12 protein-coding genes and 1 pseudogene are annotated in these 14641 nt (G+C 63.1%); 4 read left to right on the forward strand and 9 right to left on the reverse strand.

Annotated elements, in window-relative coordinates; translation table 11 throughout:
* Nucleotides 1-64: 64 nt before the first annotated feature.
* Nucleotides 65-490, reverse strand: coding sequence for a DUF3830 family protein (locus BN2475_RS23725; protein WP_094781928.1), 426 nt, complete (start codon nt 488-490; stop codon nt 65-67).
* A gap of 159 nt (nt 491-649) precedes the next feature.
* Nucleotides 650-1234: a helix-turn-helix transcriptional regulator gene (locus tag BN2475_RS23730; RefSeq protein ID WP_245841534.1), complete on the reverse strand. Its 585-nt coding sequence runs from the start codon at nt 1232-1234 to the stop codon at nt 650-652.
* Between the two features lie 320 nt (nt 1235-1554).
* Between BN2475_RS23730 and BN2475_RS23735 the strand changes: the two genes are divergently transcribed.
* Nucleotides 1555-2556: a helix-turn-helix transcriptional regulator gene (locus BN2475_RS23735; protein WP_094781929.1), complete on the forward strand. Its 1002-nt coding sequence runs from the start codon at nt 1555-1557 to the stop codon at nt 2554-2556.
* 217 nt (nt 2557-2773) lie between these two features.
* Here BN2475_RS23735 and BN2475_RS23740 read toward each other — a convergent pair whose 3' ends face one another.
* The 4 genes from BN2475_RS23740 to BN2475_RS23755 form a co-directional block, all read right to left on the reverse strand.
* A complete protein-coding gene (locus BN2475_RS23740) occupies nt 2774-3535 on the reverse strand; it encodes an ABC transporter permease (RefSeq protein WP_094781930.1) in 762 nt (253 codons plus the stop codon).
* Nucleotides 3532-4458, reverse strand: a complete 927-nt coding sequence (locus BN2475_RS23745; protein WP_094781951.1) for an ABC transporter ATP-binding protein — start codon at nt 4456-4458, stop codon at nt 3532-3534. Before BN2475_RS23745 ends, BN2475_RS23740 begins: the two co-directional genes overlap by 4 nt.
* 153 nt (nt 4459-4611) lie before the next feature.
* Nucleotides 4612-6201: a tannase/feruloyl esterase family alpha/beta hydrolase gene (locus tag BN2475_RS23750; protein WP_245841536.1), complete on the reverse strand. Its 1590-nt coding sequence runs from the start codon at nt 6199-6201 to the stop codon at nt 4612-4614.
* Nucleotides 6202-6338: 137 nt separating this feature from the next.
* Nucleotides 6339-7445: an OpgC domain-containing protein gene (locus BN2475_RS23755; protein ID WP_094781932.1), complete on the reverse strand. Its 1107-nt coding sequence runs from the start codon at nt 7443-7445 to the stop codon at nt 6339-6341.
* A 583-nt stretch (nt 7446-8028) separates the two neighbouring features.
* On the opposite strand from BN2475_RS23755, the gene BN2475_RS23760 reads away from it, so the two are divergent.
* Nucleotides 8029-9213: an acyltransferase family protein gene (locus BN2475_RS23760; protein ID WP_094781952.1), complete on the forward strand. Its 1185-nt coding sequence runs from the start codon at nt 8029-8031 to the stop codon at nt 9211-9213.
* 74 nt (nt 9214-9287) lie between these two features.
* Here the strand turns inward: BN2475_RS23760 and BN2475_RS23765 are convergent, their stop codons facing one another.
* From BN2475_RS23765 to BN2475_RS35740, 3 genes are all read right to left on the reverse strand, one after another.
* On the reverse strand, nt 9288-11192 hold the full coding sequence (locus tag BN2475_RS23765; RefSeq protein WP_094781933.1) for an ATP-dependent metallopeptidase FtsH/Yme1/Tma family protein: 1905 nt from the start codon (nt 11190-11192) through the stop codon (nt 9288-9290).
* A gap of 670 nt (nt 11193-11862) precedes the next feature.
* A complete protein-coding gene (locus BN2475_RS23770) occupies nt 11863-12147 on the reverse strand; it encodes a hypothetical protein (protein ID WP_094781934.1) in 285 nt (94 codons plus the stop codon).
* A 433-nt stretch (nt 12148-12580) separates the two neighbouring features.
* Nucleotides 12581-12931 (reverse strand): hypothetical protein, encoded by a 351-nt coding sequence (locus BN2475_RS35740; RefSeq protein WP_245841538.1) that lies wholly within the window; start codon nt 12929-12931, stop codon nt 12581-12583.
* Between the two features lie 78 nt (nt 12932-13009).
* Between BN2475_RS35740 and BN2475_RS23790 the strand changes: the two are divergent.
* Together BN2475_RS23790 and BN2475_RS23795 are read left to right on the forward strand one after the other, a co-directional pair.
* Nucleotides 13010-13847: pseudogene (locus tag BN2475_RS23790) on the forward strand (shikimate dehydrogenase family protein).
* A gap of 142 nt (nt 13848-13989) precedes the next feature.
* Nucleotides 13990-14613 (forward strand): ABC transporter ATP-binding protein, encoded by a 624-nt coding sequence (locus BN2475_RS23795; protein ID WP_094781935.1) that lies wholly within the window; start codon nt 13990-13992, stop codon nt 14611-14613.
* Nucleotides 14614-14641 lie beyond the last annotated feature (28 nt).

A 14641-nucleotide genomic window follows, 5' to 3' on the forward strand; every position in this document is an offset into this window, starting at 1 on the left:
CCGTCGCATTCGAGCCGAACGCCAGCCCATCCGTCGCAGCGCCAGCGCACGGCGCAACCGCGCTTCAGATCTTCTCGAACAGCACGTCTTGCGCACCTTCCCACAACACCTTGGTGCCCAGCTCACGCAGCTTTTCCTTGCCTTCGACGACGCTCAGGAAGTGATTGCCCGCCAGTTGCCCCAGCTTGCTCGCGAAGCAGCAGGAGCCGTACGCGAGAATGATCTCGGTCTCGCTGTAGCCGCCCGGGTAGAACAGAATGTCGCCGACCGACGGATGGCTCGTGTGATTCTCGAAGCCGACCACCGCACCGTCGTTCTCGAGCTTGAAGTCGCCGAGCGGCACCCAGCAGCCTTCGCCGCTCCAGCGCACGTGAATGATCTTTTGACGGTACGGCAGAAGCTTCAGGAACGCGGCCACCGTCTGCGGCGCGTCCGGATGCGTTTCGGCGATAAAAACATGGCCGCAGGAGGTGATTCGAAGTCGGGTCATCGCAGGATTTTCAAGGTCGCGGGTTGAAGGGAACGGTCGATCAGATGCTGGTCGGGCTAGGTGGTGCACATTTCAATCCTCTCTTTTCATGCAATGATTTAACAGATACAGTTGCTTCCAATGCGGTCAGGCCAGTTAGGCCAGATGAGCTAGCTCGCCTCAACGGGCCGGAAACGCTGCATCGGCATGGTCATGCCAGCTCTTGCCAGTTTGAGTCCACGAAAGTTCGTAGTTTGCAAGCCGCGCAATGCACCGCACACTGCGCAAAGTGAGAGATTCATACGAAAGGGCGGACCGATCGGACTGTGTATTGTGCAGCACGGTCCAATCGATGGCACGCAGCAGCCGCGCCGCTTCGCCGAGCCGCAGGCGCGCGACGAACCGATGCGGGGTCTCGCCCGTCTCGCGGCGACACCCACGCGCCAGATGAAAACCGCTTGGGCCGCCCTGCGCGGCCAGTTCATCGATTGACAGATCGGTGGCAAGATCGGCCGGATTTCTGGCAGCGCGATGCAAGCCGCCGGGCAGCGCGGCAACAAGCGGATCGTGAAACTGTGTCGCGCCGCCGGGAGCGAGCTCACGCGTCCCGCCGAGTTCGATCAGCGCGGCGACGCTGTCGATCACGCTGCGCTCATGTGCAAATGAAAGGTCGACAGCGGCGCGTCGCTGATCGAACGCAGGCGCCACCAGATCGGCGCCCGCGGCACGAACCAGACGTCGCCCATGCGCAAGCCGGGCGCCCACAGCAGTTCCTGCTCGTCTGGTTCGAGATATGGGCACAGAACGAGGTGCCGTCACGAGCGCGCCATGCTCGACAACCATTTCTGGCCCGCCATGTAGCAATCGTAGGCAAGCGTCGTCGTCAGCTTCTGAATTCGTGGCATCACGTTCATTCTCGGGAGGTGCCGTATGCAAGGAGGAACTCCGCCGTACCCGTTGCCGGTCCGTCGTCAGCGCAGGATCGAAAAAGTAATAGCAAGGAGCCGGCTACCGTAATTTCAGTAAATAGCTAATCATTCAGGTTGTCGTCTTTCACGCGTTTCAAACGCCGGAGCTACCGTTTCATGGAACACGAACCCGATACGCTGCCGCATTGGCTGAATGGCTCGCCGCAAGGCGCAGCCGGGCACGCGTCGGCAGCATACGACTCAACGGGGTCCGCACAACCGGCCTACCCGGCCGGCACGCGGCAACCCGTGAAATCAGCCCACGCGGCTGAAGCATCGAGAACTTCGACCCGCATCGCAACCGGTGCGGCGCCCGCGGGCTTTCTCACCCTCTTCACCGAGGAGGAGATCGGCACGCCGTCGCCCGCGGCACGGCGCGCCGCGCCGGTGATCAGTCCGCTGGTGCGTTTCGGCAGCGCGCAGGACCGCATCGAATTCGTACGACAGCGTATCAGGCAGCTTGGCTTCGACTCGTTCAGCTATACGGCCACGCGCACGTCGTCGCATCACATGACGATGTTCGTGCTGACCAGCTACGAGTCGCAGACATGGCTCGCACGCTATTTCCGCGAGCGCTATTTTGAAATCGATCCGCGCGTCGCGCTGGCGTCGCCAACCGGCATGCCGTTTTTGTGGAACACCGCCGACATGCGCGCCGAACTGCCGCGCACGCAGATGCGCAGCGAGCGTCTCGGCGGGCTGATCGACATGCTGGAAACGGCCGGCCGCAAAAGCGGCATCCTTACGCGGATGCCGCTGCCCGAGCCGGAACTGAGCGCGAGCCTGTGCTTCAACTCGGAGATCGGCAACCCGCGCTGGATGACCGAATCGATCGTCGCCGAAACGCTGATGTTCGCGCACATGATTCACGAGTTCATGTGGACGCACGCGAAAAGTGTGATCGGCATGGCACCCGCGCAGCCGCAGCGCGTCGCGTTGAGCGAGTTGCAGCATGCCGTGCTGAAGGCGGTCGTGCAGGGCCAGCGCGACAAGGAAATCGCTTACTTCCTCGGGCTGTCGCCGCATAACGTCGACTACCATCTGCGTCGGCTGCGGCAACTGTTCAACGTGCGCAATCGCGTGCAGTTGATCAACGTCGCGCACGCATACGTGTCGTAGTGACCGATGAACGAGGTGGCGGCGCACGCGGTCGCCTCGTTCGCTCAGCCCGTTCAGCCCACTCGCGGCTTGGCGCTCGCCCACCTGCCGATGATCGCTTCGATCACTGTTACCGCCGGCAACCATGCCGCCTCACCGCGCGGCTTACCCACTATCTGGATGCCCCCCGGGCAGACCGCTCGCGCTCATCGGCGTCGGCCGGTCCGCCGCCGCACAATCAGCTCTTGAGCCGGTAGCCGGTCCTGAAGATCCAGCCGACGATCAGCAGGAACACCGCGAGAAACACGACCGTCATGCCGAGGCTCAGTCCGACGTTCACGTCGGCGAGCCCAAAGAAGCTCCAGCGAAAGCCGCTGACCAGGTAGACGATCGGATTGAACAGCGTGACGACTCGCCAGAACGGCGGCAGCATATTGACCGAATAGAAACTGCCGCCGAGAAACGTCAGCGGCGTGACGATCAGCAGCGGCACGAGTTGCAGCTTCTCGAAACCATCCGCCCAGATGCCGATGATGAACCCGAGCAGGCTGAACGTGATTGCCGTGAGCACCAGAAACAGCACCATCCAGAACGGATGCAGCACCTGCAACGGCACGAACAGGCCGGCGGTCGCGAGGATGATCAGCCCGAGCAGGATCGATTTGGTGGCCGCCGCGCCCACATAGCTGACCACGATCTCCAGGTACGACACCGGCGCCGACAGCAATTCGAAGATCGTGCCGGTAAAGCGTGGAAAGTAAATGCCGAACGACGCGTTCGCAATGCTTTGCGACAGCAACTGCAGCATGATCAATCCCGGCACGATGAACGCGCCGTAGCTGATGCCGTCCACCTCCTTGATGCGCGAACCGATTGCCGAGCCGAACACCACGAAGTAAAGCGACGTCGAAATCACCGGCGCGATGATGCTTTGCATCAGCGTGCGCCACGTGCGCGCCATCTCGAACTTGTAGATCGCGCGGATTGCGTAAATATTCATTGATCACCTCGGAGCAGACTGACGAAGATGTCTTCGAGCGAACTTTGCGTCGTGTGCAGGTCCGTGAAGCGGATACTGGCATCGTCGAGCGCCTTGAGCAGCGCGATGATATCGGTGCGACCGCCCTCACCTTCATAGGTATAGATCAGCTCGCTGCCGCCCTTGTCGACCGCCAGCGCGTAGCCGGCCAGCGCAGCTGGCACCTGCTCGAGCGGACTGTCCAGTTGCAGCGTCAACTGCTTCTTGCCGAGCTTGCGCATCAACTCCGTTTTCTCTTCGACCAGCATGATCTCGCCCGCGCTGATCACGCCGATGCGGTCGGCCATCTCCTCGGCTTCGTCGATGTAGTGGGTGGTGAGGATGATGGTCACGCCACTCTGCGTGAGCGAGCGCACCAGCTTCCACATATCGCGCCGCAACTCGACGTCCACGCCCGCGGTCGGTTCGTCGAGAAACAGCACGCGCGGCTCGTGCGCCAGCGCCTTGGCGATCAGCACGCGCCGCTTCATGCCGCCCGACAGCGTAATGATCTTGCTATTGCGCTTTTCCCACAGCGACAGGTCGCGCAGCACCTTCTCGATGTGAGCCGGGTTTTTCGGCTTGCCGAACAGCCCGCGGCTGAACGAGACGGTTGCCCAGACAGTTTCGAACGAGTCGGTGGTCAACTCTTGCGGGACCAGGCCGATCAGCGAGCGGGCGCTGCGATAGTCCGCCACGATTTCGTGGCCGTCCACCGTCACGCTGCCCTCGCTGGCATTGACGATGCCGCAGATGATGCTGATCAGCGTTGTTTTGCCTGCGCCGTTGGGGCCGAGCAATGCAAAAATTTCTCCGCGGTTGATCGCCAGATTGATATTTTTCAGTGCCTGAAAACCACTCGCATAGGTTTTCGACAGATTCTTGACTGAGACGATTGGCTGCATGGATTCGATGATGGCAGACACCGGTATCTGATTGGAAGGAACGGGGCGCACGAGCGACCGCATCCGCAATGTAATGGAAAGTGTGAAAGCGTGCAGTGCGCCGCTTTTGCAGAAATTCCCGGCGTGGACCAATTCCACTCGCCGCGACTCGCGTCACGGTTCAGCGCACGCGAAGCTGCTTGCCAGGTTCACGTTCCCCTTGCCGACGTATCGTGGAAACAGCGGATAGCGGCACAGCGGACGCGAGCGTCCATTCGTGGCCGCCGCGATATCGGTCGCGATCAAGGTCTCCGGTGGCACGCCACGCGTCACCCAGCTATCGAGCGCGCCCAGCAAATCCACCGCCGGAATGAACGCGCCGCCGCCGTGCTGAAAACCCGGCACCATGTAGAGCCGCATGAAACCATCCACCCGTTCAGCGCCGAAGCGATCGATCAACGCCCGATGGTAAGCGATCGTCTGGTTCGGGCTGATGACCTCGTCGGCGAGTCCGTGCACGGTGATGAGTTTGCCGCCGCGGGCGATGTAGCGCGACAGGTCGGTGTTCATCGCGCCGATCGTCTGCGAAAGCGCGATCAGTTGCGCGCGATATTTGCCCGGATATTGCGGGTCGAACCTGAGCGAATCGAAGCCCGCGTCCCGTGCAACGAAGTAGCGGACGTAGCCGTCGCCCTGCGCGAACAGATAGCCGTTCGCAAAGAACGTCGGCACCGGCAAGCGCTCCGGCTGATGGCCGAGCCCGAGCAGCCCCGTCAGATGCGTGCCCTGAAAGACGTTGTAGCCGCGATAGCCGGCGACGTCCCATGCAAGCCGGTACGGTAACGACAGGCCGTCGCGCATGACCAGCAGCGTCGAGAGTTGCGCATCGGTCAGGCATTCGTCGCGCGACGGCGAAGGTGACGGCGCGCCGCCCGTGCAACGCAATGAGTCGATGATCTGCGCTTCGTGCTCGCGACACGCGGCCACGTCGCTGATGATGCCGTCCATTGCGCCATCGAGCCCGTCGCAGACGGCGAGCGTGCGCTCGTACACGCGCTCCAGCAGCATCGGCGGAATGAAGCCGCCGGGCGTTGCATACTCCGCCTGGCCGAGCTTCACGCCGAGCAGGCGCAGGCCGGAAAAATTGAGTGCGGGCGAATTGGCGATCACGCCGTCGTAGTCGTCGGGAAAGCGCTGCATCACCGTGTAGCCTTCGCGCCCGCCCGTCGAGCCGCCGGCAAAATACATCCGCTGCGGCGGCCGGTCATAGGCGCGTGCGATCAGTGCGAGCGCGGCGTCGTGGGTCTTCTTCAGATGCGCATAGCCGAAATTGGTCACCGCTTCGTCGACGAGGCCGAACACAGCAAGCGACGCATCCCCGATATGCCCGGAGTCGTCGCCGAACGTCGCATAGCCTTGCGCGAGCGGCGCCCGATCCGGCGAAAACGGCATCACCCCCGTGCCGCTCACCACCACGCCGTTGTAACCGCCGCCGCCGATCTGCAACGCGCGCCCATTCCAGCGGCGCGGCAGATTCAGATCGAAACGGATATCGGGCGTGGCCGCCTCGAGCGCCTTGATGCGGCCAGTGATGCGGCAATACTCGCCGCCTTGCTGGTTGCCGGACGCGGTAGCGCGCACCAGCGCCGCGCTGTCGATCTGTACGCCGGCGCTCGGTAATGCGATCAGTTCAGGGGGCAGCACCGCGCCGGCGAACGCCGCGCAGCGCACCGCAAACGGCGCGTCTTTGGGCGCCGCTTGCATCAATTGCGCGTCTTGCACCACTTGTTGCGGATTCGGTTGAGTATTAGCCAGGTGAGCCGCGAGCAATGACGCCACGCCGACGACACTCGCAGCCGTGCGCGCACCTCGCGTCGAACGCGCACAGCGCCGCCGCGCCGTCATCCGTAACCTGCGCCATTGGCGGGCGTACCCGACTGCTGCCCTCTCCAGCCATGCCAGCCGCGTGCGATCATCAGCATCGCGCCGATCGCGACGAGGTCGCCGCCGAGTCCGATCAGCACGCCGCTCAACCCATGCGAGGTATGCGGCGTCGCCGTATCGACGATCAACGACACCAGCGTGCCGGCGACGAAACACACGAGCCCCGTGCGGCCCACCATCACGACGGCGGGCAAACGCCGCGCGAGCCATGCGATGCCGCCCGTACGCACGAACTGCGCAGCCAGCCAGGCGATGACGACGAAGTTGATCACACGGTCCACGGAAAGATTCTGCTTGAGCGTGCCGGGCAACGGTTGCGTCAGCACGAAGAGCTTGAGGATAGCGAACGCCAGCACCGCGACCACCGCGGCCCGCGTGAACCAGCGCGCGGTGCGGCTTGCGTGAAAGCGCTCGCTGATGGGTTGCACCCGACTCAGAATGCCGAGCACGAACATCAGTTGCCATGCAAACGGATTAAAGGCCCAGTCGGCCATACCGTCAATGCTGAGTAACGCGGCCAACGGCCGGGCCAGCACCCACATCGCGACGCTCACACCCAGCGCCCGCAGCGCCGAACGGTGCGCAAGCGGCACCGCGAACGGCACGCACAGCGCGAAGATCGCGTACATGGGCAGCACGCTCGACAGATACGGTTGCTGCCGCAACACGGCGATATCGAACGCTTCGCGCAGCGGCTGGACCGCAAACGGCAGCCAGCCGGTGCGTTCGACCATCGGCTGATTCAGATGCAGCAGCGCGAGCACGGCTCCGGCCACGAGCATCAACATCGCCGTCAACAGATAGGCGCGATAGATCTCCCAGGAGCGCCTGACGAAGCGCAGCTTCGCCGCGTTCTCGCCACGCCTCGCGAGCACCGCGGTATAAGCTGCCGCCGATGCATAGCCGCCGAGAAAAACGAACACTTCTGCCGCGTCGCACAGCGCGTATGCATGCAACATCAGATGCGAAAGCGTGCTGCCGGGAATGTGATCCAGCACGATGACGATCAGCACGACGCCGCGGAAGAAATCCACTTCGACCGAGCGTCCTCGACGAATTTCCATTCGGGCTCTCGCAGAATGACGCGCACGAACGCGCCGTGCAAAGCGGTCACGGACCGCTTCTCCTCGTACGAATCACTGGACAATAGATCGTTCCCGGCAGATGCGTGCACACCGTCGGCGCGCGCTGACAACCGGCTTTAGTTTTTGACGGTTAGCTGGCAATCTGAAACCCAGCTGTCGGCATGTGGTAATACTGAGCCACTGCGTCGTCGATTTGCGCAAAATGCGGCAAATTTTGCGGCTTTCACGCGCGAACCGCGGACGCGATCGGTAACCATCGCGGAAAAAAATCGCCGAACGTGACCCACTATTTTTTTCGCTTTTTTTTATCGTACGATGGTTTCGCGCCCGGCCGCCGGAGTTCGCGCGTGGCGCGCGAACTCCTTTTCTTCGCGGCTGCGGCCACTTATGTGGACCGGGCACGCTGCCAGCCGATCCGCGATCGGCCCACCCGCTGAGCGTCATGACGACGCCTTCTTTTCGCCGCGGTCGACTTCACCGTCACCGACAGGCTCCGGTCCTTCCATCACCGCCCTGAAGGGCAGTGCGCCCGCGCGCCACCTTCGCACTGGAAGACGACCACATGAGCAACAGGATTGCCGGCTTCGATGGATTGCGCGCCATCGCGGTCCTGATGGTATTTTTTCAGCACCGCCTGTTCGGCGATATCGGCGAGATCGGTCATCTCGGCGTATGGATCTTCTTTGCGCTGAGCGGCTTTCTGATCATCGGCATTCTGGCCGCGCAGCGCGAGCGCATCGAAGCCGGCGAAGGCAGGTTCGGCGCCGAACTCAAACGCTTCCTGTTGCGCCGGACCTTGCGCATCTTTCCGATCTACTACCTGATGCTGGTGGTGATGTGCGTGCTGATGGCGTTCGGGCTCGCGAGCCCCGAACTCGTGAGCGGCATGCCGTTTCATTTCGCGTATCTGTCGAACATCTGGATCGGCTCGGTGCTGCGTTACTGGCCGGGGCGGTACTCGCACTTGTGGAGTCTCGCGATCGAAGAGCAGTTCTATCTCGTCGTCGCGCCGCTCTTGCTGCTGCTCGCGGTGCGGCGGCATCGCGCGGTGTGCTGGGCGATCGTCGCGCTTGGCCTGGTTGCCCTGCTGGCGATGCGCGCCGCGCATTGGGAAGAAATCACCATTTACACGCACCCGCTCAGCAACTTCTGGTTGCTGGCGCTGGGTGGCGTCGGCACATCGACGATCGCGCGAAATCGCAGTGCCGTGCGGGCCTGGCTCGGACACGGTATGACGCTCTTCGGCTTGAGTCTCGCACTCGTCGGCTTGTGTGCGACCGAGCGTAGCTGGAGCACACTGGCTAATCCACTGCTGTTCACGGCGATCAGCGCACTGTACGGCGTCTGTATTGCGGCGCTCGTCGGTTCGATTGCCTGTTGCCGCAACGACGTGGTGATCGGTCTGCTCGAAACGGGTTGGCTCGCGGGCTTCGGGCGCATCAGCTACGGCTTCTACCTCTATCACAACCTGATCCCCGACCTGACCCGCAACCATCGCGCGCAAGCTTTCTTCGGCGGCACGGTGCCAGTGTGGGCGCACGCGCTGGGAGTCGCGGTGTCGTTTGCGATCTCGCTCACGCTTGCGATTCTGTCATGGCGGCTGATCGAGGAGCCGATGCTGCGGCTGAAGTCTCAGCTACCACGGCCAGGCGCGGCGCCATCCGTTTCAGCACAGGCGCCGACCGTGTCGACGGCTCGCCATCAGCGCACGATGCGCAAGGACAGCGCCACTTCGGACGCCGTTTGAACCAACAGCTGCGCATCAAGCACCAGCATCAGCCATGATCCAAGCGCGGCCGGGCCGCGTTCAGCGAGCCCCCGTCACGCCGCAGCCGGCTCGTGAACGATCTGGAGGCTGCCCTTGTGTTCGCTGATCAGCCGATACACCGTTTCTCCGCGAACGGTTTCGTGCTCCAGCAACTCATCGGCAATCGCGCGCAGCACTGGCTCGTATGCATGCAACAAGCCGTAGCACAGCTCGTTCAACTCCTTGAGGAGCACGTTCGCATGCTCGATCGCGCTCTTCATCTGCAGACCCGCATACTGCGACGGCAGTGCCGCGAGGCTGAACAGATCGCCGTCGCTGTTGAAGCCGAATTTCGACACCATGTCGAGACTGATTCGCGACGCTTCCTGCAAGTCCGACGCAGCGCCGCTCGATGCTTCGGAGAACATAAGAATTTCTGCATTGCGGCCGCCGAGCAACACCTGGATTTCATTGCGGATCTCGGTCTCGCGATACAGGTGCTTGTCCTGCGCCTTGGTGATCAGAGCGACGCCCAATGCGCCGCCGCGCGGCAGGATCGTGACCTCTTCCAGCACGCCGGTGCCCAGCAGGGCGGCGATCAGCCCATGCCCAGCTTCATGCACCGCGATGCGCGTGCGTTCGTCTTCGCTGAGCGCGCGCTCGGCGCCGCTCACGTCGCCGATGCGCGCGATCTTGATCGCTTCCATGAAATGCTTCGACGCGATTTCGGTGTCGCCGGCCTTGCGCGCGACGAGCCCCGCCTGGTTCACCACCATCGCGACCGTGGCGGGCGACAGGCCCGTGGTCAGCCGCGCCAGTTGGTCATAGTCGATGTCCGCGGATTTCGACTTCAGCTTCTGCGCGTAGAAGCGGAAAATCTTCGCGCGGTCTTCGCGATCGGGCAAGCGGACCTGCACGGTGCGATCGAAGCGGCCCGGCCGGCGCAACGCCTCGTCGAGGTTGTCCGGATGATTGGTCGCCGCGACGACGATGACTCCTTCGTTCGATGCGAAGCCATCCATTTCCGCGAGCAACTGGTTGATGATGCGATTGCTCTCGGCTTCGACCGGACCGCCGCCGGTGTCGGTGCGTTTCGCCAGACCGTCGGCTTCGTCGATGAAGATCACCGTGGGCGCGTTCTTGCGCGCCAGCTCGAACAGATGCTTGACCTTCTGGATGCCGACCCCGTAGTACTTCGCGCTGAAATAGCTGCCCGTGATCGAGATGAAGCTTGCGCCGCATTCGCCGGCCAGCGCCTGGGCCAAGCGCGTCTTGCCGACGCCCGGTCCGCCCACCATCAGGATGCCGCACGGCGCACGCACGCCCATCGACGTGAATTGCTTCGGATCGGACAGATAGCCGCGGATGTCTGCGAGCGCGGCCTTTGCTTCGCCTGCGCCGATCACGTCGTCAAAGCGCAGCGCGGGCGTTTCGCTGAGCAGCTGCGCGCCGCCCTTCATCTCGCGCCGCATGAACCACGCCATGCCGCCGATCAGCAACAGCGGCAACAGCACGCTGATCGCATCGCGCAGCCGGTCTAATTCCTGGGTCCAGCGCGCGCCGTCGGTCGTGATGTCCGCATCGGGCAGCCACACGAGCTGATACGGCGCGGCCTCGCCGGTCTTCGGTTCACCGAGCAGCAAAGCATGCGAGAACGTCGCGTTGTGATCGGTGACGAAGTACTTCGAGCCGTCATGCCGCGACACCAGAATCGCATTCGGGCTCACACCGATCGCGGCGACCCTGGCGTCGTGAATATCGCGCAGCATCTGTGACGCGTCTTTCTCTTCGTGCGTCCATGCCGAGGTGTCGTGGCGCATCTGGTTAGCGACACCGGTCAGCGCCGGCGCATCTTGCGCCGCGCGCTGCTGGGAATGCCACACGCCCCAGGCCAGCAACACCGCGACCAGCACTGCAACCGCAGCGACGGCAATCTTGCGTATGCGTCTTTTCCCAAGCGAATTGTTTGCCGGCTTCATGAGTCACTTCCAAAAAAACGGGCGCCAGGCAGGCGCCGATGCTTGTCAAAATCGGAAAGGTGGAGTTTGGCGAGAAAATCGGCTGATGCGAAACACCATGCGTGCATGCAAGAAAGAGCACACCAGACATGCGTCCCTTTTAGCCGCGGTCGCCCGGATCAGGAGTGCCGGGTGCGCGCGATCCAGATCATGGGAAAGGCCAATTTCTACTCCGGCGCACAGTTTAACAGCGCTAAATGTAGTGCGTATTTTGCACACCTACATTTAACTGCGCCCTATTTAAAAGCGGTCGGAATTACTGCAATCGGCGGTTGTTTTTTAAATGCCTGCCGGTGACTCGCATGAAATGAACGACAGAGCGGAAAGACATGGCGGCTAACGTCGCATCGCTCGGCAAATCGCGATCGGATCAACGCGGACGAATACGCAATCGACGTGTGGAGGTGACCGGCACTCAGGAACAAGGCAGTCGCGGCGAAGCGGCATGGAATCACGCCGCCGACAAGCTTCATACGAATCGGCAGATGAGCGACGGGCCTCTGCGTGCCCGTTCGCATCATCGCCACGTTCTCTCAGGCTCTAACGGATTTTTGCCGATGCTGACCCGCATCGATGTACTTCTCGCGCGCTGTTACCGCGGTTCCTCGCATTCCCCGACCTGCCCAGTCGCTCAGGCGGCAGTGCGCCGCTTGAGTTCGACCCGCGCTTCGCTCGCGAGCCGTTCCAGCAGTCTGCCAATGCGCCGCTGCTGACTGACGATCAGCTCGTGCGTCTGTTCCAATGCGCGAATACGCTTTTCCCAATACGCGTGGTCGAGTCCGTGCAGCACATCCGCCGCGCCGCCACGCGTTAGATGCTCGACCATGTTCTCGAGATGCTCCAGTTGGCTATCCGCCAGACTGCTCGCGTGCCGCCCGCCGCTTTGCGCGGTCGGCTGCCTGCTCGTGCCGCTCATCTTCGGTTCCCCGTGAAGTGCCTGTCTACGCCTCCACGTCGCACCGGTCACGCCAGGCACAGCGGATCGATGTTTGTCTGCGCACAGTTACGATTCCGGTACCGGAGCGCAAGTCGAACTGAATCCGACCCTCGCTGCGCCGTCCGCGAAAACGATCTGCAATCTAATTGGGTGACGATAGCTCAAGTTTTTTGTAAGGCTTTACCATCCGTCTCAGTTTCGGATCGGCTCGTGAAATAATCGGCCGCCTGCAGATTCGCACCGCCCGTTCGCCCAGGCCGCATCCCGGGGAAACGGATTCATCACAGCGCATTCTGCAGCCACACCTGGCCGCGAACGCCGCCGATTCGCGCTCCGCCATCTCGACGTGCCGTTTCAGCACGCGCGGACTCGCGGCCAATGAGCAATTTCTGGCCTGGCGCCAACGCGTGGCTCATGTAATCGACGCGCCCCAATCGAACGACCAACTCGCGAACGGATTTCGCGGCGAAATCGTGGCGGTCACCGACGCCACTCGCCGGCTGCGTTTGAAATACGGCGAGCTCAGCGTGGCCACGCCCATATCCGACGCGGCTTCGAGCGGCGCAGGCGCGAGTTTTTTCAGCGGGTCATCCCACGGATCGGCGCCATCGCGCCGGGCGCGCATATCGACGCGGCCGGCGAGCCGCTGCCGATCGCCACATCGTTTCCCGTCGATGCCGCGCTGGCAAATCTGCTGCCGGGCCTGCCGCACACGCCGCTCGAACAGCGGTCTGCGCTCAAGCCGTGGCGTTCTATTGCTCACTCATCCCGCGCAGATCAAGCAGGATGGCCCCGTATCGTGCACGATGCAACGGACTGCGCTTTCTCCGGAGACTTGTCCATGACGTGCGCTCACGCACTTCCATTTTCCGTTTCGCTCGACGAAGGGCTTAGCGGCGCGACGCGGGTGTATTTCATCGTCGGCGATCCGATCGCGCAGGTGCGCTCGCCGTCCGGCGTGACCGCCGCGTTGCGCGCAGCGGGCCGCGACGCGCTGGTAGTGCCCGCTCACGTGGCCCCCGCCGACCTGCCCGCGTTCTTGCGTGACACCGATGCGCAACGTCGACGGCCTGATCGTCACGGTGCCGCACAAGTTCAGCGCGGCTGGGTATTGCGCGACGCTGTCCGAAGAGGCGGCCTTTCTCGGCGCGGTCAACACCCTGCGTCGCACGGCGGATGGCGGCTGGCACGGCGGCATGTTCGACGGCACCGGCTTTGTCGCCGCGCTCGTCGATGCCGGCTGCGCGTTGCACGGCAAACGCGCGTTGCTGGTGGGCGCCGGCGGTGCGGGCTCGGCGATCGGGCATGCGCTGGTTCAAAACGGCATCGGCTCACTCGACGTGCGCGACAACGATGTCGAGCGCACGGCCTCGCTGATCGGCCGGCTGAATGCGCTCGGGCGCGGCGAAGCGCGCAGCGCGGACATCGCTGCGAAGGCCGACGCGTACGACGTGGTGGTCAACGCGTCGCCGCTCGGCATGCGCGCAGACGATCCGTTGCCGATCGACGTATCGCGATTGCCGGCCACGACGTTCGTCGGCGATGTGGTGACGAAGCCGCCGCTCACGCCGTTGATCGAAGCGGCTCGTGCACGCGGATGTCCGACTGTGACCGGCACGCAGATGTTCGGCCGGGTGTGCGAGCGGATGGTGACGTTCCTGCTGGACGCGGGACGGTGAAGGGGATGGCGCTGCGCTGCTACACTTGCGCGATGCCAACCTGTTGAAGAGACCGTGACGCACGGACACGATGCCCGGCGCCACCGCGCATCGCGCATCCTGCCAAAGCGGCCGTTCTTCACCGAGCTACACTCCACGACCCATGCTTCGATTCGAGAACCTTAGCAAGCAGTACAGCGAACGCATCATCTTCCAGGGACTGCATTACGAGGTTGCGTCAGGATGCGTCGCGTTGAACGATGAGTCCGGCAGCGGCAAATCGACGTTGCTCGGCATTCTCGCCGGCACGATCGAAGCCGATGCTGGCGACGTGTGGCTCGGCGGCCATTCGTTGCGCACTGCGCCGCTTGCCGCCAAGTCCGTGCTGACGTACGTGCCTGAAGACTGCATGACCCATCCGGATCAAACCGGCCGCGAGTATTTGCGGAACGTGGCCGCTGCGAGACAGACGACGGTCGGCAGCGATACGCTGGATCTGGCAGAGCGCTTTGGTCTCGCACCGCATTTCGAAAAACGCTTCGGGCAGATGTCGTTCGGTACGCGCAAGAAATTTTTCCTCACGGCAGCCACGCTCGGCGAGACCCGCGTCGTCATTGCGGACGAACCGCTCGGCGGACTCGACGCCGCTGGGCGCGCGACGCTGGTCGATCTGTTCAGGACGTTGTCCGGCACGCGTACCGTCTTGTTTACGAGCTACGACACGGGCTTCACGCAAGCTTGCGAAGCGACGAGTGTTGACTTCGCCACGCTCGCAGCACACGGTTGAGAAGTGATCGCGCTGCGTCTGGCGCCCC

This window comes from Paraburkholderia ribeironis, from assembly GCF_900019265.1.
GTDB lineage: Bacteria > Pseudomonadota > Gammaproteobacteria > Burkholderiales > Burkholderiaceae > Paraburkholderia > Paraburkholderia ribeironis.